We start from the raw sequence: 21,939 nt of genomic DNA on the forward strand, positions 1-21,939 counted from the left end.
GCCGCGGTCGGGGGTGGCGGGAGTGGTCGCGCGGGCGAGCCGTACACCGGAGTCTGTCAGCCCGCTCAGGCAGGGTGACGGGATGACGACTGCCGTGCCCTCGACCGTCGCCCACGCCGGCGTCCCGACCGCGTCCTCCGGGTCAGGCGGTGGCCCGGACCCCGACATCGGCGGGCTGACCGGCCTGGTCCTGCAGGTCATCGACTCGATGGGGGAGTGGGGCGTCGCCCTCATGCTCTTCATCGAGACGGTGTTCCCGCCGATCCCGTCCGAGGTGATCCTGCCGCTCGCCGGGTTCCTCGGGGGTGCCGGCCGGATGGACCTGACGCTCGTGCTGGTCCTGGCGACCGCCGGCTCGTACGTCGGGGCCCTCGTGCTCTACTGGCTCGGCGCGGTGATCGGTTTCGACCGGACCGTCCGCTGGTTCGGCAAGCTGCCGCTCGTCGACGAGGACGACTTCCGGAAAGCCGCGTCCTGGTTCCACCGGCACGGCAAGAGCGCGGTGTTCTTCGGGCGTCTGGTGCCGGTCGTGCGGAGCCTGATCTCGCTGCCGGCGGGCGCCGACCGGATGCACCTCGGCACCTTCAGCCTGTTCACCGTGCTCGGCAGCGGGCTCTGGAACTCGATCCTGGTGCTCGGCGGCGCGGCCCTCGGCACCCAGTACGAGCGCGTCGAGGCGTACACCGAGTGGATCGACCGGGCCGTGTACCTGGCGGTGGTCGTGATCGTGGTGGCGTTCGTCGTCCGTCGGGTCCGACGCGGCCGGGCCGCAGCGCGCTCGACCGCGTCGGAGTAGCCGACGGGGGTGGTGGCCCCTACGCCTTCGTGAGCGCCGACTCCTTGTGGGCCGCCTTCTTGCCGGACTTCTCGGACTCGATGATCCAGTACGGGTCGTCGTCGGTCGGCTTGAAGGCCTGCCCGTCGAACTCGAAGTCCGCGGTCTTCTTCTCGACGAGCTTGCCCGTCGTCGTGCCCTGGGACGTGTTCCAGTGCACTTCGTCGCCCTTGCGCATGTCGGCCTCCCGCCTCGTCCGGACCGGCTGTCCGGGACCCGGACGGTACCCGGGCCGCTCCACAGGACGCTGGCACCATCCCTGATGCGCAGTTGTGCCCCGAGGACGGGTCACATTCGGGTAACCGGGCCTCGGATCGACGCGCCCGCGCGTACCGTTGCCGAGGAGTCACACCGCGAGGACCGACGCGGATCCGGACTCCTGAAGGATCGACGAACGCATGAGCTTGGCCACCGACACCGCGCGAGCGGACACCGTCCTGGCAGGACGGTACCGCCTCGTGAAACTGATCGGCACGGGCGGCATGGGCTCGGTGTACGAGGCACGTGACGAGCACACCTACCGTGCCGTCGCCGTGAAGATGTTCGCGACGCCGGAGCGCATGACCACCGCCGACCGCGTCCGCCAGGAGCGCGAGATCCGCCTGCTCAGCATGCTCTCGCACCCGGGTCTGATCCCGCTCTACGACGCCGGCACCCACGACTTCGAGGACGGCCCGCACCGGTTCATCGTGATGGAGCTCATCGCGGACGCCACCCTGCTGCGCCGCCTGGCCGAGGGCCCGCTGCACAACTACGAGGTCGCGGACCTCGGGGCGCAGCTCGCCGATGCCCTGGCCTACGTGCACTCCCGCGGGATCGTGCACCGGGACGTCAAGCCCGCGAACATCCTGCTGAGCGACGAGGGTGCGTCCGGGTTCGTCCGGACCGTCAAGCTCACCGACTTCGGCGTCGCGCACTTCGTCGACGGCTCGCGGCTGACCAACGACGGCACGATCATCGGCACCGCCGCGTACCTGTCGCCGGAGCAGGTCGCCGGCGAGCCCATCAGCTACGCCACCGACGTCTACTCGCTCGGCCTGGTGCTGCTCGAGTCGCTGACGGGCGTGCAGGAGTACTCCGGCACCGTCATCGAGGCAGCCCTCGCCCGGCTCCGCCGCGACCCGCAGGTCCCCGACACCGTCGCCTCCGAGTGGCGGGAACTGCTCACCCTGATGACCGCGCGGGACCCGGCACGCCGGCCCACGGCGGTCGCGGTCGCCCGCGCCCTGCGCGGCGGATCGACGCAGGTCACCGGTCCGGTGCCGCTGGGGCCCGACCGGGAGGTCCGCCGCAAGGAGCACCGCATGCACCGGGCAGCCCACCGGCACGCCCGGCGCGGCACGTTCGACGTGGTCCGGCGCTGGCGTCGACGGAACGTGCTGGCCGCGTCGGCCACCGCGCTGGCGGTCGCGGCGGCCTGCATCGGCAGTTACGTCGTCGGCGTGCTGCACTGAGCGGGAGCACGAGCCGCCCCCCACTGGCTGCTCGCTGCGGCCGATCAGGCAGGATGGGTGCATGAGCGACCAGCGATGGATCAAGATCTGCGGCCTCTCCACCCCGGAGGCGGTCGACGCCGCCGTCGAGGCCGGGGCGGACGCCGTCGGGTTCGTCTTCGCCGCCGGAAGCCCCCGCACCGTCACCGCCGACACCGCGAAGGAGCTCGCCGAGCGCCTGCCGGACGGCGTCGACGCCGTCGGGGTGTTCCGTGACCAGCCGATCGACGAGGTGGTCGGCATCGCCTCGGCCGTCGGGCTCACCACCCTGCAGCTGCACGGCCGCGAGTCCGCGTCGGACTTCGCCCGCGCCCGCGACGCCGGCTTCTTCACGATCCGCGCCCTCGCTGCCGCCGACTACCTGGCCGAGACCGCGGAACAGCGCACCGCGTTCGACCACGACCTGCTGCTGCTCGACGCGGCCGTCCCCGGCAGTGGGCACCTGGTCGACCCGGCGACGCTGACCGGCACCGTCGACGAGGCGTGGATCCTGGCCGGCGGCCTCACGCCGGAGAACGTCGCGGGTCTCGTGCAGCGCCTCGACCCCGACGGCGTCGACGTGTCGAGCGGTGTCGAGTCCGGACGCGGCGTCAAGGACGTGCGTGCGATCCGGGCGTTCGTCGAGGCGGTCCGCAGCATCCCCTGACGGTCCGCAGGTCCGACGGTCCGACGGTCCGATGACCTGACGACGTCGGGCGGGCCTCCCGGCCGGGAGGCGTGTCAGGCGGTCCGGAGGGTCGGGATCAGTTCGCGGAGGAACGCGTCGGTGTCCTCCCAGCCCTCCACCGCGTGGCAGGGGACACCGAGGGCCTTGACGGGGTAGTCGTTGCCCTCGGGGTCGAGCCGGTCGCCGACGAAGAGCATGTCGTCGAGCGCGATGCCGGTGATCTCGGCCAGGCGCTGCATGCCGTACGCCTTGTCGATGCCCTTCCGGGTGATGTCGACGCTGGTGGAGCCGCCGGAGCGGACCTCGAGGTCGGGGAGCTCGGCCTGCACACGGCGGCGGAGGTCGTCCTTCTTCGCTCCGGTCGGGTCCCACTGCTTCTTGACGTCCACCGGGGCGGCCTGGCCGAGCGCCGAGAACGTCACCTGCGACCCGCGGTCCTCGAGGATCGCGCCCCACGTCTCGGACTCCCAGTAGCCGGCGTCCTTCGCCTGCGCCTCGACGGCGGCGAGGGCACGGGCCTTCTCATCGTCGGTGAGGTCCTCGGCGTACTGCAGCACCCAGTCCTGTTCCCACGCGTAGTACCGGGTGCCGCACGTCGGCAGGAGGTGCAGGTCGTCGAGACGCAGCCCCGGACGCTTCCGGAGCGGCGTGACGAGCTGCTGTTCGAACTGCTGGAAGTTCCCGCCGCTGATGACGGCGACGGGAACGACGTCGAGCAGCGCGGCGAACGTCTCGAGCATCTGCGGATCGAGCGGGGACTTCGACGGCGCGAGCGTGTCGTCGAGGTCGAAGGCGACGAGGCGAGGTGCGGACATGCCCTCGATCATGCCAGGCGACTACTCCTTGACGAGCACGACCTCGTCGAGGGGGATCCGGGTGCGCGGGGCGACCTCGCGCTCTGCTGCCTTCTCGTCGAGCTGCGCGGCGTCGGCGACGTGACCGATCGCGGTGACCGTCACCGGGACGAGGTGTTCCGGCAGGTCGAAGGCGGCGCGGACCGCGTCGACCTCGAAGCCGCCCATCTGGTGCAGGTGCAGACCCTCGGCGTGTGCCTGGACGGCGAGTGCGGCGACGGACTGGCCGAGGTCGTACTCCGCCCAGCGTCGCGCCTCGCCGTCGGCCGTCACCGGCTCGGCGATCGCGACCAGGAGTGCGCCGGCGCGGTGCGCCCAGGCACCGTTGAAGCCCATCAGCGTGGCGTGGATCGCGTCGAAGGTGCGCGAGCCGCGACGACCGACGATGAACCGCCGGGGCTGCGTGTTGGCAGCCGACGGCGCCCAGCGAGCGGCCTCGAGGAGGGCATCGAGCTGCGCGTCCGAGATCGTCGCGGTCTCGTCGTAGGAGCGCGGGCTCCACCGTTCCTCGAGCAGGGGCACGAGGGGCTGGCTGGAGTCCGTGGAGCGGGAGAGCGTCGTCTGCGTGGTCATGGTTGCCCGAACAACCGTGGGATCACCGGTATTTCCCGACGCGCCTGCGAAGATGGGCAGGATGAGTGGCGTCCTGATCGGCTTCGCGATCATCGCCGCCGTCATCGTGACCGGCTACGGCGTCGGTCGCGCCGGACTGCTCGGACCGCACGCGCAGTTCGTGCTGAGTCGGCTGGCGTTCTTCGTCCTCATGCCGTGCCTGCTGTTCCACACGATCGCCACGGCCGACGTCCGGACGCTGTTCTCGCCGATGCTCGCCGTGTCGGCGATCACCGCGCTGTCCGTCGCCGCCGGCACCGCCCTGGTCTTCGCGCTCGTGCTCCGGCGGCCGCTCACCACCACGACCGTCGGGGCACTCGCCGCCTCGTACTCGAACGCCAACAACATCGGGCTGCCCGTCGCCGTCTACGTCCTCGGTCAGGCGACCGCCGTGGTGCCGGTGATCATGCTCCAGCTCGTCGTGATGGCCCCGATCGCGCTGACCGTGCTCGACGCGGCCACGGCCTCCGGTGGCGGCTGGCGACGTCGGGTGCTCGGGCCGGTGTCGAACCCGCTCATCATCGCGTCGCTGCTCGGCCTGCTCTGCTCCGTCACCGGCGTCACGCTGCCGGACCCGGTGCTCGAGCCGTTCGCCCTGGTCGGCGGCGCCGCGGTCCCGGTCGTGCTGCTCTCGTTCGGGATGAACCTGCACGGCGCGGCACCGCTCCGGGACGCGGCCACCCGGGTCGACGTGCTGCTGGCGAGCGGCGTGAAGCTCCTGGTGATGCCGGCGGTCGCGTTCCTGCTCGCCCGGTACGCCTTCGGGCTCGACGACCAGCGCGTGTTCGTGCTCACCGTCCTCGGCGGGTTGCCGGCGGCCCAGAACGTCTTCAACTACGCCCAGCGGTACGGAGCCGCGGTGCCGGTCGCACGGGACGTGGTGCTGCTCACGACCGTCGGGTCGGTGCCGGTCCTGGTCGGGATCGCGGCGCTGCTGCACCCGTAGGGCGTGCGGCCGCGCCGTCGGACCGCGCCAGCCCGGGCCGGCAGTCTTCCGCCGAGGGGTCACGGAGTGTCGGCTGGGGGCGGCTTGAGCGACAGGGTGTGACCGTTCGGCGGAGGTGAGCGGCGCGGCGGGGCCGGCGGGGCCGGTCGGGAGGCGCGGGGCGGGGCCGGGACGCGCCTCCCGGCCGGTCAGAAGATCATCGGGCGGTCGTCGTCCAGGACCGTGTCGAGGTCCAGGTCGACCGACACCGGAACGTGGTCGCTCGGGGCGTCGCCCTTGCGCTCGTCGCGGTGGATGGTGGCGCCCACCGTCACGTCAGCGAACGCCTGCGAGCCCATCACGAAGTCGATGCGCATGCCCTCGTTGCGGGGGAAGCGGAGCTGCTTGTAGTCCCAGTACGTGTACCCGGTCGGCACGAGCGGCCGGACGACGTCCTGCAGGCCACGCTCCTCGAACGTGCGGAACGCCGCACGCTCCGGCTCGCTGACGTGCGTGGAGCCCTCGAAGACACGCATGTCCCAGACGTCCTCGTCGAGCGGTGCCACGTTCCAGTCGCCCATCAGCGCGAGGGGCAGGTCGGGCTCGGCCTGCAGCCACTCGGCGGTGCGGTCGGCCAGCTGCGCCAGCCAGTCGAGCTTGTACGTGTAGTGCGGGTCGCCGAGCTCACGGCCGTTCGGGACGTACAGGCTCCACAGACGGACGCCCTCGACCGTGACACCGATGGCACGAGCCTCCACGGGCAGGTCCGGGCCCTCCTGCCCCTTGAGGAATCCCGGCTGGCCGGGGAAGTCGCGGGTGACGTCCTCCATCGGCAGCCGGCTGGCGAACGCGACGCCGTTCCACTGGTTCAGGCCGTGCGCCTCGACCGTGTAGCCGGCGGCCTCGAACGCCTCGACCGGGAACTGCTCCGGCTTGCACTTGATCTCCTGCATGCCGAGGACGTCGACGTCCTCCCGCACCAGCCAGTCGACGACCCGACCGACTCGGGTGCGGACGGAGTTGACGTTCCAGGTCGCGACGCGCATGGGATCGAACCTACCGGGAGCAACCGACCGGCCGCCCGGGGCGGCCCTGTCGGCGGACACGCCCCGGTGGCAGGGTGTTGCCTGGACCCACATCAGACCAGCACCGCAGGAGGCACTCATGGCAACGACGGCGGACTCCGACCGCGTGGACGGCACGACCACCGGCAGCACCACCACCCAGGTCACCGCGAAGGGCCGCACGATCATCGACGACGCGGTCGTCGCGAAGGTCGCCGGCATCGCCGCCCGCGACGTGGCCGGCGTGGTCGCCCTGGGCGGCAACACCGCGCGGGCGTTCGGCGCGATCCGTGACGCCATCGGCTCGAGCGACCTCGGCCAGGGCGTCCGCGTCGAGGTCGGCGAGACCCAGGCCGCCGTCGACCTGACCCTCGTCGTCGCCTACCCGATGCCGATGCAGCAGGTCGCCTCCGCGGTCCGCCAGGCCGTGACCGACGCCGTCACCGACCTGGTCGGACTGCAGGTCACCGAGGTCAACATCGCGATCGTCGACGTCGACATCCCCGCGCTCGACGCCCCCGCCACTGCGCCCGAGACGCGCGTCCGGTGAACACCACCGTCGTCGGCATGGCCGTCGGGGCGGTCCTGGCGATCGTCGCCCTGACACTCGGCTTCTGGGCGTTCGTCGTGGTCGCCGTCGCCATCGCGCTCGGCGGCCTGGTCGGCCGCATCGTCAGCGGCGACGTCGACGTCCGCCGCCTGCTCGACGTGCTCCGCGGTCGCCGGAGTTCCTCGTGAGCGCAGCCGCGCTGCCCGGCACCGACCGGATCGCGTCCCCGGCACTGGTGCACACCGCCCAGGCCGTCGCCGCCGAGGCGCTCCGTGCCCCGCTCCGGGAGGTCCGTGCCCGGGTCGTCGACGACGGTCGCGGTGCGCTGGCGGTCGAGGTCACCAGCCCGCTCGTGCTGCCGGCACTCGGCTCGCACACCGTCCCCGACGAGCCGGTCCTCGCCACGGCGCACCGCGCCCGCGCCACCATCGCCGACCGCCTGCGGACGATCACGGGGCGGAAGGTCGAGCGTGTCTCGGTGACCTTCTCGTCCGCCGTCCTGGACGTCCCGCGGAGGGTCCGGTGAGCCCGGAGCCCGGCAAGGACACCCCGCCCGCGGACGACGACCGCTTCGTGCGTCGCATGGTCCGGCGCGAGACGTCGGCGTCGAGGACACCCTCCGTCGTCGCCGCGATGGTCCTGCTCCTGGTGCTCGCCGCGGCCGTGGGGACCGCCGCGGTCGTCGTCCTGCTCGACGAGCGCATCGTCGGCATCGACCCGCGCACCGTCGTGGACACCGCCGTCCGGGCCCCGGCCGGCCTGGTCGACGCCGTGGTCGTCGCCGTCGGTGCCGTCATCGCCCTGGTCGGCCTCTGGTTCCTGCTGCACGGGCTCCTGCCGTCCCGACGACCCCGGCACGCCGTCCGCTCGGCCCGACTCGGTGTGGTCGTCGACGACGAGGTCCTGGCCTCCGCCGCAGCCCGCGCCGCCCGCGCCGCGACCCGTCTCGCGCCGGATGCCGCCGTCGGCTCCGTCGGTCGCCGGACGCTCGACGTCGTGCTGCTGCCGGCCTCCGGGGTGGACGTCGCCGCGCTCGCCGCCACCGAGGCCGTGGAACGCGAACTCGCCGCCGTCGACGCCGTCCCCCCGCTCACCGCACACGTCCGCGTGCGCTCCACCGGCCGGATCGACGGATGAACGGCACGAACCGCGCACTGAACCGGGTCGTCCTGGTCCTGGTCGGCCTGGTGTTCCTGGCGCTCGGGGCCGCCGTCGTCCTGGTGCAGACGCTGCCCGCCGCGGCGGACCTCTGGCACACGGCCGCGGACCGGACGCTCGGCGGCGTCCGGTCCGGCGCTGCCGACTCGTCCGCGTGGTGGTGGGCGCTCGGCGGCGCCGTCGTCCTCGGCGTCCTGGCGCTGCTCGTGCTCAGCGCGATCGGGGGTGGCCGCACCGGCACGGTCCTGCAGGACGACGGGCCCGACGGTTCACTGCCCGGTCAGGTCCGGATCGAGGCCGCGGCGGTCGAACACGCGCTCTCCGCCGCCATCAGCCCGCTGCCGCAGGTCGCGTCCCTGGTGGTCGACGTCCGGCGCGTCCGCCGCCGCACCGCGATCCGGATCGTCGTCCGCACCCGGCGCGGAGCACCACCACGGGAGGTCGTCGACCGCGTCGAGGACGTCGTCCGCGACCTGGACGCACTGCTCGGACAGCGGTTGCCGGTGCTGCTCCGGATCGTCCGCGGGGGCTCCTCGCGCCCGGACCGGGTGCGCTGACCCGTGGAACGACCGGACGACCTGGCCGGCCGCGGTGGGCAGCCGGACGAACCGGTCACGGTCCCGGACGCCGTCGCCGAGGTCGCCGACGGCCGGACCCTCGTGCCGGTGTGGGTCAACTCCGCGGGCGGCACGACCTTCCGGATCGGCCCGTCACCCGACCGTGCCGAGGCGTACGTGAAGTGGGTGCCGCCGCACCACGCGCCCTGGATCGCCGCCGAGGTCGCCCGACTGCGGTGGACCGGCCGGTGGCTCACCGTGCCCGAGGTCGTCGACCACGGAGCGGACGGGTCCGGCGCCTGGATGACCACCCGGCCGGTCGTCGGGTGGAGCGCCGTCGACCCGCGGTGGCACGACGACCCGCGCACGGCGGTGATCGCGGTGGGGGAGGGGCTCCGAGCGATGCACGAGACCCTGCCCGTCGCGTCGTGCCCGTTCGTCTGGTCGACCGGGGAACGACTCGACCGTGCCCGGGCAGCCGGACGCGACGTCGACGCGATGGGACCGCAGCCCGAGACCGACCAGCTGGTCGTCTGCCACGGCGACGCCTGCACGCCGAACACCCTGGTCGGCGACGACGGGCGGTGGATCGGGCACGTGGACCTCGGCGCCCTCGGGGTCGCGGACCGGTGGGCCGACCTGGCGGTGGCGTCGATGAGCCTCGGGTGGAACCACGGCCCCGGGTGGGACGACCTGTTCCACGAGGCGTACGGGCTGCCGCAGGACCGGGACCGGACGGCCTGGTACCGCATGATGTGGGAGGTGGACGTCGACGACGTCGACGATCCGCGCGGTGCGGGAGGGGCCTCCCGGCCCTGATCGCAGGTCCGGCGGACTAGAAGCCGACCCCGCGAGCCGCCATGAACCCGACCGGGTTCACGGTGCCGCCGCCGACGTGCGTCTCGAAGTGCAGGTGGCAGCCGGTCGAGTTGCCGGTCGACCCGACGAGCGCGATCAGGGCACCAGCGCCCACCCGCTGTCCGGGGGCGACCCGGAACCCGCCGTCGACGATGTGGCCGTACGCCGTCTTGACGCCGCCGCCGTGGTCGATGCGGACGTAGTTGCCGTAGCCGCCGTACCGGCCGACGTACTCGACGGTGCCGGCGGAGGCGGCGACGATCGCGGTGGAGCAGCCGCTGCCCAGGTCGAGGCCGTCGTGCATGGCGACCGCGCCCGTGTACGGGTTCACGCGGACGCCGTAGCCGCTGGTGATCCAGCCACCGGCCGGGCGGACCCAGCCGGACCCGGAGCCGGAGCCCGGTGCCGCCCCGCCACCACCGGCGGACGGAGCGCCGCCACCGCTGCCACCGCCGCCCTGGTTCGCCGCAGCCGCGGCAGCCGCCGCCTGCTGGGCACGCAGCTGGCGGGCCAGCTCGGCCTCGAGCGCCTTGCGCTTGCGCTCTTCCTCGGCCTTGCGGATCCGTTCGCCCTTCTCGTACTGGGCCTCGGTCGTGGCACGGCCGGACGTCAGCGAGGTGAGCTGCGCCTCGAGCCGGGACTTGTTGTCCTCTTGCTCGTCGTAGGCGGCCTGGGCACGGTCGGACGCGGCCTGTGCTTCGCCCATCCGGTCCTGCGCGGCCTGGGCGAGGTCCTTCAGTGCGACGGCTGCCCGGTCGGCCTGGTCGGTGAGGGAGCGGGCGACGGATGCGTCGGTGGTGGCCGCGGTCTCGACGCGTTCGGCCTGCTCGGACAGCTTGCTCAGTGCTCCGAGGTCGTAGAGCAGATCGCGGGTGCCTTCGCCCCCGGTGATCACGCTGGTCGTGACGTCGCCACCGCCCGAGCGGGCCATCTGCGCGGCGAAGCGGCCGGCCTGCGCGGCGCTGGCGTCGGCGATCTCGGCGTGCTCCTCGGCGTCGTCGCGGAGCGCCTGCTCCTTCTCGGCGGCGCGGAGGGCCTTGCGCTGTGCGGCCTCGAACGCGGCACCGAGTCGATCCGCCTCGGCCTTCGCGGCGTCCGCCTCTTCCGACAGGCTGGCGATGATGCCGCGGATCTCGACGATCTGGGACTGCTTGGCGGACTCCTTGCCCCGGGCCGCGAGGACGTCGTCCCACGACGGGTACGAGGCGGCCTGCGCGACCGGTGCGTCGAGGACCAGCGAGCCGACCAGGCCGGCGATCGCGAGCGCGGTGGCGAGCAGGCGTCGGCGGCCCGCGGAGGCGGAGCGGGGACGGGAGGCGGGGACCACGGTGCGAGACATCGGAACGGAGCCTATACATCCACACAGGTGGAACCCTGCGGCGACGCTCCGCTGTGGACGACACGGGCGCGAGATCGGGATGTGGAGGGTCCGTACCCCGGTGCCCCGGACCGGGCGCGAGGGCTCCCGTCGCGCGGGACCCGCCCGTTCAGAACCCGCGGTCGCGCAGGATCTGCTCGGCCGACCCGACGACCCGCTGCCGCAGCACGTCGGCGCCCCGGGTGCCCGCGTAGTCGTACACGTCGTACCCGGTGCAGTGCGTGATGGTCGCCGGACGTCCGAGCGAGTCCTCGACGGGGGTCGTCCAGACGTCCCCGGAGCCGATCACGACGTAGTCCGGGCGGGCGTCCCGGTAGGCGCCGAGGTCGACGAGCCACGGGTAGGTGTCGAACGAGTCGCGGACCTGCAGCAGTCGGACGTCCTGCTCCGCGTAGGCCGCGAGCGGACGGACCGTCCAGAACTGACCGACGCCGACCGGGTCGCGACCCGCGTTCCGCTGCGCGTCGACCCAGCGGTCCAGGCAGGCCACCGGCGTGTAGCGCGCCGATGCCACGGCCCCGACCGTGCCGGGTGTCACGGCGATCCCGAGGACGAGCACCGCGGCGGCCGCGACCGCCAGCGCGGTCCGGAGACCGCGCACCGGTCGGTGCAGCCGGGTCCGACGGACGGCGGTCCGGGTGAGTTCGCACACGGCGACGACGGCCAGGAGCGGCATCGCGACGACCGGCTCGAGGTAGCGCGGTGTCTCCGAGCCGGCGACGACCACCCCGACCGACACGGCCACGATCGTCACCAGGGGCAGCGCGGTCGCCACGAGCACCGTCCGGGAGGTCCGTGCGCGCCACGCCCAGACCGTCCCGCCGGCGCTCAGCAGCACCCCGAGCAGCATGAGCAGCAGTCCGGCGTCCCCGGCCGCCGACGCCGCCCGGTCGTCGGTGAGCGACGCGAAGAACGCCGCGGTCGCCCCGGCCCGCTCCGGGTGCACGTAGGTCGAGGGGTCGAGGGAGACGAACGGCCGCAGCGGGATCCGCAGGAGGTACCCGACGACGGCACCGAGCGTCAGCGTCACCGAGACCCAGGTCGCCGGTCGCCAGGGCACCCGACGGGCGAGCGCGAGCAGTGCCAGCGTCACGACGACCGGTCCGGCTGACCACGGCACGTACAGCGGGTTGGAGGCCGTGCTCAGCGCCGCCACCAGCCCGAGCGTCACGAGGACGGGGACGGAAGCCCGCCCGGTCCGCGCCGTCCGGAGGACCAGGACGGCGGTCCCGAGCATCGCGAGCACCGCGCCGTAGTAGTAGGTCGTCGTGAGGAGCAGCGAGGCCAGCTCGAGCGAGGTCGCGGTCGCCGAGGACTCGGTCAGCACGAGCATGGTCAGCAGGACGACGGCGACCACGGACACGGCGACCCGAGCCGGGCGACCGGCCGACGGCATGAGTTCGTTCGCCGTTGCCCGGACGAGGGCGTACACGGCCAGCAGGACGAGGACACCGTTCAGCGCCAGGGCCTGCTGCGGTGTCGCGGTCACGGCCGCGGTCGCCAGGTAGACCGGCAGCTCGGGGAAGAAGAACAGCGCCGGGGACATCGCCCACTCGAACGGCTGTCCGAGCGCGATCGACCGCGCCACCAGCGGCAGGAGCACCGAGTCCCCGTCGTACCAGAGGAGCGCCACCCGGGCCGTGGCGAGCACGTGACGCAGGGCGAGGACCGCGAGCACCAGCGCGAGGACCGCTCCGAGGGCCTCCTGCGCGACCGCCCGGACGACGGTGGATCGGGGGCGGCGGTCGCCGGCCTCGATCGGTCGGACGCCGTCCCGCGGACGGGCGAGGGGCATGACCGGAGCGTACCGGCGTCGGCATCGGAGCAGCCGGACAGTGCGCCCGGGTGAGCGCGGAACGGCCGTCGCCGCTACCCTTGACCACCGTGACCCACGCGCGCGAGCAGTTGATCGAGCACATCAAGGCCGATGCGGTCTTCCACGGCGACTTCACGCTGACCAGCGGGAAGCAGGCCTCCTACTACATCGACCTCCGCAAGGTGAGCCTCGACCACCGCGTCGCGCCCCTGATCGGCCAGGTCATGACCGACCTCATCGCGAGCGTCCCGGACGTCGACGCCGTCGGTGGTCTGACGATGGGCGCCGACCCGATCGCGAGCGCCGTGCTGCACCAGTCCGCGGCACGTGGTGGCTCGTACGATGCCTTCGTCGTCCGCAAGGAGCCCAAGGACCACGGCCGCGGCCGTCAGGTCGAGGGCCCCGACGTCCGCGGCAAGCGCGTCATCGTGCTCGAGGACACCTCGACCACCGGTGGGTCCCCGCTCAAGGCCGCAGAGGCGCTCGAGCGCGAGGGCGCGGTCATCGCCGCCGTCGCCGTCGTCGTCGACCGGGACACCGGCGCCAAGGAGAAGATCGAGGCGGCCGGCTACCCGTACCTGGCGGCGATCGGGCTGGCCGACCTGGGGCTGTCCGCGTGACCGAGGAGCGTCCGGAGGGGCGCGACGAGTCCGACCGGTCGGTCGCGCCCGAAGACGGGGGCGACGGACAGGAGGCTCGGCGCGGTCCCGACCCGGACGCTCCGTTCCACGGTCTCCGCAGTGCGGCGGACATCTTCGGCGCGCCGATCACCGAGGAGGAGTGGCCGTCGCGCCGTGAGCGTCGTGAGGCTGAACGTGCCGCTCGACAGGCGGGACAGCCGGAGCCGGAGCCGTTCACGGCCCCCGCGTCGGTACCGGCCTCCGCGCCGCAGGCCGACCACGAGCACGAGCACGACGAGGTCGCTCACGGGCAGGCCGACGACGTGCACGGGCAGGCCGATGCCGCGGCGGAGCCGGACCCCGCGGCGACCCAGGCCATCTCGATGCCCGAGGAGCTGGCGCTGCCGGGCGGTGTCGCGGGCCGGGTGCCGCCGCCCGCCGCCGTGCCGCCGGTGTCGAACGCCCCGGACCCCCGCGCGATCTCGCTGCCCACCGCCCGGTCCGATCGTGACCTCCGTGCTGCCGAGGCCCGGGCGATCGAGGACGAGCGCCGCCGCACCGACCCGGACGGCGTCGGCCGTGATGACGTCGACTGGCTCGGCCGTGCCCGTCCGACCGCGGGCGCTGCCGGCGGGACGCCGGTGCCGCCCGCGTTCCGCGGTGGTCCCGACGCGCAGCCGGTCGGGGTGCAGGGCGCGCTGCCGCCCACGTCCGAGCCGCCGACCTTCACCGAACTCCTGCGTCTCGGGGACGACGTCGATGCCGCTCCGCAGGCCGACCGTCCGTTCGACTGGTCCCTGCTGGACGACCAGACCGGCGAGGTCCCGACGACCCTGACCCGTGACGCGTTCGACACGAACCTCGTCGCGGCGGACTCCTGGGCGACGGGCGCCCCGGTCGGTGCCGATCCGGTCGTCGACCCCGTCGTCGAGCCCGCTGCGGTCGTTCCGACGGAGCCGGCCCGTCAGCCCGGTCGGGGCACGATCCCCGAGCACGACCGCACCGATGACCGCACCGATGAGCGGACGACGCCCTCCGGCTCGAGCTGGTCCTTGAGCGACGACGCGGCCCGCACCGGCGAGGTGTTCCCCGGTGACGTCGAGGTCGTCGTGCACGACACGGCCCCCGGCGACGACGACTTGGCCGACGACGACTTGGCCGACGACGACCTCGCCACCGGCGACGACCGTGACGACGACGACCTCGACGACGACCGCGGCGCGGCCCCCACCGCCGCGTTCTCGCCGCGCTCGGCCGCAGCCGTCCCACCGCCCTCGGTGCTGCCGACGCCCGCGGTCCCGTGGTGGGAAGCCGAGGACGACGACACCGACCGACGCTCGGCCGTCCCGCCGCTCGTCGAACCCCAGCGCCAGCCCGAACGCCAGGCCCAGCGCCACCCCGAACGCCAGGCCCAGGCCGGGCCGCAGCCGCGCGGCCCGGAGTCGTCCGCCCCTCGTCAGGACCCGACCCCTGCGTGGCCGATCCCGGACTGGCAGACGCCCACGCCCGCTCCGACGGACCCGTCGTTCCGGCTCGACGGCGGCGTCGACGGCGCGCACGGCCCGGCTCCCGAGGACATCGACCAGTCCGAGTGGCAGGGCCGTGAGACGAGCGACACCGGCGTCATCAAGGACCTCTTCGGCACCGAGGCGATCCAGCAGCTCCGTGACGCCGACGCCTCCCGCCCGGAGGACACCAGCACCCGGATGATGCCCGCCGTCGTCGCGCCGCACGCCGGTGCCGCCGCGGACGGCCCGGGAGCAACCGGCGCCGACCGCGACAACTTCATCAACGAGGGCTTCGCCCGCCTGCAGAACGAGGGGCGCCGCGGCAAGCAGCTCCTGGTCTACGGCTCGATCGCGATCATCGTGGTGCTCCTGCTCCTCGTGCTGCTCATCACCTCGTGGATCCGCGGCAACACGATCGACGAGCACCCGGCCTCGCCGTCGAGCAGCCCGGCCGCGGCGCTCTCGGTGCAGCCACCGGCCGCACCACCCGTCACCGGAGACTGACCGCACGCACCACGTCACGGACGGGAGGCTCCCCACCCGCTGGTGGGGAGCCTCCCGTCCGACGGTCGGTCGCAGGGCGCGACCGTGACCCGGTCAGGACGCCGCGGGGACGGCCGCCGAGACGTCGGTGAGCGTCTGCAGCTCCTCGGTGCTGAGGTCGAGTTCGGCCGAGGCGAGGAGCGCCGGCAGCTGCTCGGTGTTGCGCGCCGAGGCGATCGGAGCGACGACGTCCGGCTGCGCCTGCAGCCAGGCGAGCGCGACCGTGGCGATCTCGGCGGAGTGCGCCGCCGCGATCTCGGACAGGGCGTCCACGACGGCCAGACCCTGGTCGGAGAAGTAGCCGGAGACCTGGCGCTCGCGGTCCTTGCCGGCGAAGTCCTCCTTCGTCCGGTACTTGCCGGTCAGGAACCCGGCGGCGAGGGCGAAGTACGGCACGACGCCCAGGTGCTCCCGCGCCGCGAGCGGTGCGATGTCGGACTCGTACGGCTCGCGGTTGACGAGGTTGTAGTGCGGCTGGATCGCGACCGGCACGGCCAGGTCGTGCTGCTTCGCGATCCGGATCCACTCCGCGGCGCGCTCGTCCGAGTAGTTCGAGATCGCGGTGTGGCGGACCAGGCCCTCGCGGACGAGCTGGTCGAACGCGCGGACGGTCTCCTCGAGCGGGGTGTCCTGGTCGTCGGCGTGCGCGTAGTAGAGGTCGATCCGGTCGGTACCGAGCCGCTGCAGGCTCGCACGTGCGGCCTTCGCGACGTTGTCCGCCGACAGCCCGGGGAACTGCGGGTGCTGCGACACCTTCGTCGCGATCGTCACGTCGTCGCGCTTGCCCGACGCGGCGAACCACGATCCGATCACGGTCTCGGACTCGCCGCCGGAGTTGCCCTCGCCCCACGCGGAGTACACGTCCGCGGTGTCGACGAAGTCGCCGCCGGCACCCGTGTAGGCGTCGAGGACCCGGTGCGAGGCCTCCTGGTCCGCGGTCCAGCCGAAGACGTTGCCGCCGAGGGCGAGGGGGAAGACGGTGAGGTCGCTGGAGCCGATACGGGGCATGGTGGAGTCCTTCCAGGTCGGTACGATCTCGTCCACGGTATGCCCCTCGCCGGGCTGCCACTCAGGTGCGCGGGGTGAGGTGGAGGAGCCATGCCGACGCTCGCCTCGTACCTCTCCGACCCCCGTCCCGCCGTCCGACTCCGGGCGGTGATGGCCGCCGGGACCACGCCGTCCGTGGACGAGCTCGACGTCCTCGTGGCGCAGTGCGCGGTGGAGCCGGACCTGCAGGTGCGGGAGATGCTCACGTGGGCGCTGGTGCGCCTCCCGGCCGACCTGGTGGTCCCGCGGCTGCTCGACGAACTCGACCGTCCGGAGGCGCAGGCGCGGAGCCAGGCGCTGCACACCCTCTCCAAGATCCGCGACGGGTCGGTGTACCCGGAGGTGGCGCAGCTGCTCGGCGACGTCGACCCGGGTGTCGCCCGGACCGCGTGGCGTGCCGCGGTGTTGCTCGCCCCCGAGGACGCCCGGCCCGCACTCGCCCGCACGCTCGCGGTGCAGCTCGGGCACGGGGACGCGGAGACCCGCCTGGCGCTGAGCCGTGCGCTCGCCGGGCTCGGGGCGGACGTCGCGTCGCCGGTGCTGGCCGCGGGGGCGGAGCACCGGAACCCGGACGTGCGGGAGCACGCGGCGGAGACGGCGCGGCTGCTCGAGGACCCGGACGCGGGGTCGGCGCTGGCGCTCGCGCGTGCCCGGCGCGAGGTCGCCCTCGGGCGGACGCGGTCCGCGAAGGGCTGACCGGGCGGTCCGGCGGGACGGGCGGTCCGGCGGGACGGGCGGTCCGGCGCGGCGGGCCGTCCGGCGCGGCGGGCGCGGCGGGCGCGACGGGCCGGAGCACGTGCCTCCCGAGATAGCGCAACACGCCGCAGGCACCCCGCCGCGGATGCAGGATTCGCGCATCTCGGGTTCCGAGATGCGCGGATCGCGGCATCTCGAGGGCCGCCGCCCGCGCGCGTCAGCGCGGCGGGCGCGTCAGCGCGACGCGCGTGTCAGTGGGGCGCGTCGGGAGTCAACCAGATGGCGGTCGCAGCGGCGGCCGGGAGGTCCACCATCGCCTCCGCCCCGCCGGCGTCACGCCGCGAGACCGCCACCACCCCCGCGTAGTCCCGCACCTGCTCGACCCGCAGGTGTGTCCCCAGCCCGACACCGAGCTCGTCGAAGTAGCGCAGCAGCGCCGGGTCGTCGTCCGAGACCCGCTCGACGGTTCCGCAGACGCCCGGGTCGACCGTGCCGAGGAGCGCCCCGGGGGAGTCCGGCACGACGCCGTCCGCGCTGGGGATCGGGTCGCCGTGCGGGTCGTGCGTGGGGTGCCCGAGGTCGGCGTCGACGCGGTCGAGGAACGTCTCCGACACGGCGTGCTCGAGTGCCTCGGCTTCGGTGTGCACCTCGTCCCACGAGTAGCCGAGTCGTTCGACCAGGAACGTCTCGATGAGCCGGTGCCGACGGACCATGGCGACGGCGGCCTGCTGCCCCAGCGGGGTGAGGACCACGCCGCGGTACAGCGTGTGCTCGATGAGCCCGTCGCGGTCGAGCTTCCGGAGGTTGCCCGACACGGTCGAGGCGGACACGTGCAGGGCGGCCGCGATGTCCCGCGTGGCGAGACCCCCTTCGCCGCCGCGTTCGCCGGCCTTCCAGACCAGCTTGACGTAGTCCTCCGCCATGGTGCTGAGGGAGGGCAGGCGCATGCGCCAATGCTACGGCCGACCCTGGTACAACCGTGAGGTGACCCCCGTGCAACCTCCCGCCGTCCGTCGCCGTCGACGGTGGTGGCCGGTCCCGCCGTCGCTGCTCGTCGGCATCGCCCCGCTGGTCCTCTTCGCCACCTACAGCATCGTCCGCTCGCGCCCGAGTGACGACTACGACTCGCTCGGCCTGACGACCGACAGCGTCCTGCACGACCTGGTGGTCCCGGAGTCGATCGTCGCAGCGGTCCTCGTGGTGGTCGTCACCGCGCTCGGCTGGTGGCGGATCGCGACGGTCGACCCGACGCATGGTCGACCGCGCTGGACGATGCTCGCACCGATCCTCGTCCTCGCGGTGTGCATCGGACGGCTGCCGCTGGTGGACTGGGCGGGGAAGTCCGCGGACTACTTCCTGCTCCTCACCGTCGGCGTGCTGCTCGTCGGGGTGTTCGAGGAGCTGCTGACCCGCGGCGTCCTGATCGTCGGACTGCGGTGCCGACTGCCCGAGGTCGGAGTGTGGCTCGCGTCGTGCGCCCTGTTCGGGCTGCTGCACTTCGTCAACGTCCTGGCCGGGGCCCCGGTCGGCCAGACGGTGGTGCAGGTGGTGTTCGCCGCTTCGTTCGGGTCGACGCTGTACCTGGCGCGACGCCTGACCGGCAACCTGCTCGCCCCGGTGCTGCTGCACGCGTTCTGGGACTTCGGGGCGATCGCGGTCAGTGCCTCGCGGGGCGCTGGGCTCGACTTCTTCCTCGTCGGGCTGCTCGGTCTGGCGGCGTTCGCGGTGCTGCTGTTCGGCGTCGTCGCCGGCGCGCTCGTCGCCTGGCGGGACGACCGCGCCTGGCGGTCGCGCCGACGGTGGCGGACCGTACCGGCGATGGACCGGCTCTAGATCTCGACCTCGTACGGCTCCGTGTGCAGGAGCTCGTGCACGCCCGCGATGACCTCGCTCGGCCGGAACGGGTACTTGTCGATCTCGGCCTGGTCGCTGATCCCGGTCATGACCAGGACGGTGTGCAGCCCCGCCTCGATGCCCGCCTGCACGTCGGTGTCCATCCGGTCGCCGATCATGCCGGTGTTCTCGGAGTGGGCACCGATCCGGTTCATCGCCGAACGGAACATCATCGGGTTCGGCTTGCCGACCACGTAGGGCTGCTTGCCGGTGGCCTTCTCGATCATGGCGGCGATCGCCCCCGTCGCGGGCAGGACGCCCTCGGCGCTCGGGCCGGTCGCGTCCGGGTTCGTCACGATGAAGCGCGCGCCGTCGCGGATCAGGCGGACGGCCTTCGTGATCGCCTCGAACGAGTAGTTCCGGGTCTCGCCGACGACGACGTAGTCGGGGGCGGTCTCGGTCATGATGAAGCCCGCCTCGTGCAGGGCGGTCGTCATACCGGCCTCGCCGATCACGAACGCCGAGCCGTTCGGCATCTGCGACGCGCAGAAGTCGGCGGTCGCCAGGGCCGAGGTCCAGATGCGCTCCTCGGGCACGTGCAGTCCCGACTGGCGCAGTCGGGCGCTGAGGTCACGCGGGGTGAAGATCGAGTTGTTCGTCAGGACGAGGAACTCGGTGCCCTGGTCCTGCCACTGCCGGATCAGCTCGGGGGCGCCGGGGAGCGCCTGGTTCTCGTGGACGAGCACGCCGTCCATGTCCGTCAGCCAGCACTCGACCTCGTCGCGGGATGCCATGGGGTCAGCGTAGTGCGGTGGACTCGCCCGGTCGGGCGTGTGCGTCCGGGCGTGTGCGGCCGGGCGGCGTCCGCACGGGAGGCGCGGCGGACGCACCGTACGCTGGTCACGTGACCCAGGGCCTCCCGTCCGGCGACCTGCCGGAGCCGACGCCGGCGCTCCCACCCACCCACGAGGCGACGACGCACGGCGTCGGACCGCACCCGCGGCCGTGGCCCGAGGGCCCGCAGTACGACCCGGAACTGCTCGAGCACGGCGACACGCGCAACGTGGTCGACCGCTTCCGGTACTGGAGCATGGCGGCGATCGTCGCCGACCTGGACACCCGCCGACACAGCTTCGACGTGGCCATCGAGAACTGGCAGCACGACCCGAACATCGGGTCCATCGTCCGGACCGCCAACGCGTTCCTGGCGGGGACCGTGCACATCATCGGGCGTCGCCGCTGGAACCGCCGCGGGGCGATGGTGACCGACCGGTACCAGCACGTGCGGCACCACGAGGACGTCGCCGCGTTCCTCGCGGTCATGCGCGCCGAGGGGCGTCCGGTCGTCGCGATCGACAACACACCCGGGGCATCGCGCATCGAGACGGCGTCGATCCCGGCGCGGTGCGTGTTCCTGTTCGGGCAGGAGGGGCCGGGTCTGACCGACGAGGCCGTCTCGGGCGCGGACGGACACCTGGAGATCACGCAGTTCGGGTCGACGCGGAGCATCAACGCCTCGGCGGCGGCGGCCATCGTCATGCACAGCTGGGTCGTCCGGCACGCGGAGCTCCCCGCCTGAGGGGGTGGCGGGGCGGCGGGGCGTCGGGGTGTCTCGCCGCTCGCGTCCCGTCGAGGTCGCACGACTCGCCGCTCGCGTCCCGTCGAGGTCGCACGATGTGCGCATTTCCGGCCGCGAGAGCGCACGATGTCGCGACCTCGGCGAACGGGGCCGGGCGTGGCGAACGGGGCCGGGTGCTCGGGCGTCCGGGCTAGCGGCGCGCGGTCGTCCGACGGGCGACGAGCCTCGGCTCGACGAGCACCTCGGTCGTCGGCAGCGTCGGGTCCGCGATGCGCTCGAGCAACCGGGCGCCGGCACCCCGGCCGATGTCGATGCTCCGGTCGTCGATGCTCGTGAGCCCGACGTACCGAGAAGCCGCGATCGGGGTGTCGTCGTACCCGATCACCGAGACGTCCTCGGGGACGCGGAGGCCTCGATCGGCGATCGCGGACATCGCGCCGAGGGCGGTCACGTCGTTCGCCGCGAACACGGCCGTCACGTCGGGGTGCTCGTCGAGCAGCCGGTGGGTGCCGCTGACGCCGGTCTCCTCGGTGACGTCGGCAGCCAGCACGACGGCCACCCCGGTCACGTCGTCGCCCACTCCGGCGGCGACGTCGATCCCGGCGCGCCAGCCCTCGAGTCGGGCGTCACTCGCGGCCGACCGTCCGCCGACGAAGCCGAGCCGGACGTGTCCGAGCTCGACGAGGTGCCCGGCAGCCATCCGGCCACCGGCCAGGTCGTCGTTCGCCACGGTGTCGGCCCGCGGCAGCGCTGCCCGTCCGCCGGCGACGACGACCGGGGTGCCGGCAGGGACGACGAGGTCCGGGTCCGGTTCGCCGGCGATCACCAGCCCCTCGACGCGCATGGACAGGAACCCCTCGACGGGGGACACGTCGAGCCCGGTGTTGAGGAACCGGTCCGCGACGACGAGTCGGTGTCCCTGGTCCTGCAGCGACTCGCGGAGGCCGGTGAGCAGGTCGACGAACCACTGGTTCCGGAAGTCGTCGAGCACCACGCCGATGGTCCGCGAGCGCGTGCCGGCGAGTGACACCGCCGCCGTCGAGGGGCGGTAGTCGAGCTCCTGGATCGCCGCGAGGACCGCTGCCCGACGCTGCTCGCTCACCCGCGGGGAACGCTGCAGCACGAGGGACACGAGCGACTTCGACACCCCCGCGCGAGCGGCGACGTCGTAGATCGTCGCGGGCTTGGTGTTCCCCATCGTCATCCTCGACCTCCGGCTGCGCACCCGCCGGGTGCGTCCCCTCGATCGTACCGCTGTCGCGCTCCACGCCCGGGGGCGGGCAGCGCGGGCCCGGTCGCGAGCAGAGGGGCTGTCACCTCACCATCGCCGTACGCGAGGGGGCACC

The 21,939-nt window shown here is 73.4% G+C and carries 25 protein-coding genes; 15 read left to right on the plus strand and 10 right to left on the minus strand.

What is annotated here, in order from left to right; all coding sequences use genetic code 11:
- Positions 1 to 82: 82 nt before the first annotated feature.
- Positions 83 to 796, plus strand: a complete 714-nt coding sequence (locus DEJ24_RS04665) for a DedA family protein (RefSeq protein WP_111077490.1) — start codon at positions 83 to 85, stop codon at positions 794 to 796.
- 19 nt (positions 797 to 815) lie between these two features.
- Here the strand turns inward: DEJ24_RS04665 and DEJ24_RS04670 are convergent, their stop codons facing one another.
- Positions 816 to 1,013, minus strand: coding sequence for a DUF2945 domain-containing protein (locus tag DEJ24_RS04670; RefSeq protein ID WP_111077491.1), 198 nt, complete (start codon positions 1,011 to 1,013; stop codon positions 816 to 818).
- A 220-nt stretch (positions 1,014 to 1,233) separates the two neighbouring features.
- Between DEJ24_RS04670 and DEJ24_RS04675 the strand changes: the two genes are divergently transcribed.
- A complete protein-coding gene (locus DEJ24_RS04675; RefSeq protein WP_111077492.1) occupies positions 1,234 to 2,289 on the plus strand; it encodes a serine/threonine-protein kinase in 1,056 nt (351 codons plus the stop codon).
- Positions 2,290 to 2,350: 61 nt separating this feature from the next.
- Complete coding sequence (locus DEJ24_RS04680) at positions 2,351 to 2,974, plus strand: phosphoribosylanthranilate isomerase (protein ID WP_111077493.1); 624 nt, start codon at positions 2,351 to 2,353, stop codon at positions 2,972 to 2,974.
- A gap of 74 nt (positions 2,975 to 3,048) precedes the next feature.
- On the opposite strand, the gene DEJ24_RS04685 is transcribed toward DEJ24_RS04680, so the two are convergent.
- Positions 3,049 to 3,810: an HAD-IIB family hydrolase gene (locus DEJ24_RS04685; RefSeq protein ID WP_111077575.1), complete on the minus strand. Its 762-nt coding sequence runs from the start codon at positions 3,808 to 3,810 to the stop codon at positions 3,049 to 3,051.
- A gap of 21 nt (positions 3,811 to 3,831) precedes the next feature.
- Positions 3,832 to 4,422 (minus strand): nitroreductase family protein, encoded by a 591-nt coding sequence (locus DEJ24_RS04690; protein WP_111077494.1) that lies wholly within the window; start codon positions 4,420 to 4,422, stop codon positions 3,832 to 3,834.
- Positions 4,423 to 4,483: 61 nt separating this feature from the next.
- Here DEJ24_RS04690 and DEJ24_RS04695 point away from each other — a divergent pair, with 61 nt between their 5' ends.
- Positions 4,484 to 5,407 (plus strand): AEC family transporter, encoded by a 924-nt coding sequence (locus DEJ24_RS04695; RefSeq protein WP_111077495.1) that lies wholly within the window; start codon positions 4,484 to 4,486, stop codon positions 5,405 to 5,407.
- Positions 5,408 to 5,595: 188 nt separating this feature from the next.
- Here DEJ24_RS04695 and DEJ24_RS04700 read toward each other — a convergent pair whose 3' ends face one another.
- Positions 5,596 to 6,432, minus strand: a complete 837-nt coding sequence (locus DEJ24_RS04700; RefSeq protein ID WP_110903723.1) for an exodeoxyribonuclease III — start codon at positions 6,430 to 6,432, stop codon at positions 5,596 to 5,598.
- Positions 6,433 to 6,550: 118 nt separating this feature from the next.
- Between DEJ24_RS04700 and DEJ24_RS04705 the strand changes: the two genes are divergently transcribed.
- The 6 genes from DEJ24_RS04705 to DEJ24_RS04730 are packed head-to-tail and all read left to right on the plus strand — an operon-like array spanning position 6,551 to position 9,534.
- Complete coding sequence (locus tag DEJ24_RS04705; protein ID WP_111077496.1) at positions 6,551 to 7,000, plus strand: Asp23/Gls24 family envelope stress response protein; 450 nt, start codon at positions 6,551 to 6,553, stop codon at positions 6,998 to 7,000.
- Complete coding sequence (locus tag DEJ24_RS04710; RefSeq protein WP_111077497.1) at positions 6,997 to 7,188, plus strand: DUF2273 domain-containing protein; 192 nt, start codon at positions 6,997 to 6,999, stop codon at positions 7,186 to 7,188. The genes DEJ24_RS04705 and DEJ24_RS04710 overlap by 4 nt, the downstream gene beginning before the upstream one ends.
- Positions 7,185 to 7,526, plus strand: coding sequence for a hypothetical protein (locus DEJ24_RS04715; protein ID WP_111077498.1), 342 nt, complete (start codon positions 7,185 to 7,187; stop codon positions 7,524 to 7,526). The genes DEJ24_RS04710 and DEJ24_RS04715 overlap by 4 nt, the downstream gene beginning before the upstream one ends.
- Complete coding sequence (locus DEJ24_RS04720; RefSeq protein ID WP_111077499.1) at positions 7,523 to 8,137, plus strand: hypothetical protein; 615 nt, start codon at positions 7,523 to 7,525, stop codon at positions 8,135 to 8,137. The genes DEJ24_RS04715 and DEJ24_RS04720 overlap by 4 nt, the downstream gene beginning before the upstream one ends.
- On the plus strand, positions 8,134 to 8,715 hold the full coding sequence (locus DEJ24_RS04725; RefSeq protein ID WP_111077500.1) for a hypothetical protein: 582 nt from the start codon (positions 8,134 to 8,136) through the stop codon (positions 8,713 to 8,715). Before DEJ24_RS04720 ends, DEJ24_RS04725 begins: the two co-directional genes overlap by 4 nt.
- 3 nt (positions 8,716 to 8,718) lie before the next feature.
- Positions 8,719 to 9,534, plus strand: coding sequence for an aminoglycoside 3'-phosphotransferase (locus DEJ24_RS04730; protein ID WP_258374726.1), 816 nt, complete (start codon positions 8,719 to 8,721; stop codon positions 9,532 to 9,534).
- 16 nt (positions 9,535 to 9,550) lie between these two features.
- Here DEJ24_RS04730 and DEJ24_RS04735 read toward each other — a convergent pair whose 3' ends face one another.
- Together DEJ24_RS04735 and DEJ24_RS04740 are read right to left on the minus strand one after the other, a co-directional pair.
- Positions 9,551 to 10,912, minus strand: coding sequence for a M23 family metallopeptidase (locus DEJ24_RS04735; protein ID WP_111077501.1), 1,362 nt, complete (start codon positions 10,910 to 10,912; stop codon positions 9,551 to 9,553).
- 148 nt (positions 10,913 to 11,060) lie between these two features.
- Positions 11,061 to 12,746 (minus strand): hypothetical protein, encoded by a 1,686-nt coding sequence (locus DEJ24_RS04740; RefSeq protein ID WP_111077502.1) that lies wholly within the window; start codon positions 12,744 to 12,746, stop codon positions 11,061 to 11,063.
- Positions 12,747 to 12,835: 89 nt separating this feature from the next.
- On the opposite strand from DEJ24_RS04740, the gene pyrE reads away from it, so the two are divergent.
- Both pyrE and DEJ24_RS04750 read left to right on the plus strand, forming a co-directional pair.
- Positions 12,836 to 13,387, plus strand: a complete 552-nt coding sequence (pyrE, locus tag DEJ24_RS04745) for an orotate phosphoribosyltransferase (protein ID WP_110903816.1) — start codon at positions 12,836 to 12,838, stop codon at positions 13,385 to 13,387.
- Positions 13,384 to 15,399 carry a hypothetical protein gene (locus DEJ24_RS04750; RefSeq protein ID WP_111077503.1) on the plus strand — a complete coding sequence of 672 codons (2,016 nt, stop codon included), beginning with the start codon at positions 13,384 to 13,386 and terminating at the stop codon, positions 15,397 to 15,399. The genes pyrE and DEJ24_RS04750 overlap by 4 nt, the downstream gene beginning before the upstream one ends.
- Positions 15,400 to 15,492: 93 nt before the next feature.
- On the opposite strand, the gene DEJ24_RS04755 is transcribed toward DEJ24_RS04750, so the two are convergent.
- The gene (locus DEJ24_RS04755; protein ID WP_111077577.1) at positions 15,493 to 16,446 is read right to left on the minus strand and encodes an aldo/keto reductase; all 954 of its coding nucleotides are present in this window, start codon (positions 16,444 to 16,446) and stop codon (positions 15,493 to 15,495) included.
- Between the two features lie 90 nt (positions 16,447 to 16,536).
- Here DEJ24_RS04755 and DEJ24_RS04760 point away from each other — a divergent pair, with 90 nt between their 5' ends.
- Positions 16,537 to 17,181 carry a HEAT repeat domain-containing protein gene (locus tag DEJ24_RS04760; protein ID WP_111077504.1) on the plus strand — a complete coding sequence of 215 codons (645 nt, stop codon included), beginning with the start codon at positions 16,537 to 16,539 and terminating at the stop codon, positions 17,179 to 17,181.
- A gap of 251 nt (positions 17,182 to 17,432) precedes the next feature.
- Here the strand turns inward: DEJ24_RS04760 and DEJ24_RS04765 are convergent, their stop codons facing one another.
- The gene (locus DEJ24_RS04765; protein WP_111044906.1) at positions 17,433 to 18,128 is read right to left on the minus strand and encodes a metal-dependent transcriptional regulator; all 696 of its coding nucleotides are present in this window, start codon (positions 18,126 to 18,128) and stop codon (positions 17,433 to 17,435) included.
- A gap of 46 nt (positions 18,129 to 18,174) precedes the next feature.
- Here DEJ24_RS04765 and DEJ24_RS04770 point away from each other — a divergent pair, with 46 nt between their 5' ends.
- A complete protein-coding gene (locus DEJ24_RS04770) occupies positions 18,175 to 19,014 on the plus strand; it encodes a CPBP family intramembrane glutamic endopeptidase (protein WP_181436521.1) in 840 nt (279 codons plus the stop codon).
- Here DEJ24_RS04770 and DEJ24_RS04775 read toward each other — a convergent pair.
- On the minus strand, positions 19,011 to 19,808 hold the full coding sequence (locus tag DEJ24_RS04775) for an HAD-IIA family hydrolase (RefSeq protein WP_110905264.1): 798 nt from the start codon (positions 19,806 to 19,808) through the stop codon (positions 19,011 to 19,013). The two genes, DEJ24_RS04770 and DEJ24_RS04775, sit on opposite strands and share 4 nt — an antisense overlap.
- A gap of 110 nt (positions 19,809 to 19,918) precedes the next feature.
- On the opposite strand from DEJ24_RS04775, the gene DEJ24_RS04780 reads away from it, so the two are divergent.
- Positions 19,919 to 20,593, plus strand: coding sequence for a TrmH family RNA methyltransferase (locus DEJ24_RS04780; RefSeq protein WP_375334692.1), 675 nt, complete (start codon positions 19,919 to 19,921; stop codon positions 20,591 to 20,593).
- Positions 20,594 to 20,783: 190 nt separating this feature from the next.
- Here the strand turns inward: DEJ24_RS04780 and DEJ24_RS04785 are convergent, their stop codons facing one another.
- Positions 20,784 to 21,791 (minus strand): LacI family DNA-binding transcriptional regulator, encoded by a 1,008-nt coding sequence (locus DEJ24_RS04785; RefSeq protein ID WP_111077506.1) that lies wholly within the window; start codon positions 21,789 to 21,791, stop codon positions 20,784 to 20,786.
- Positions 21,792 to 21,939 lie beyond the last annotated feature (148 nt).

The organism is Curtobacterium sp. MCPF17_001 (genome assembly GCF_003234615.1).
GTDB lineage: Bacteria > Actinomycetota > Actinomycetes > Actinomycetales > Microbacteriaceae > Curtobacterium.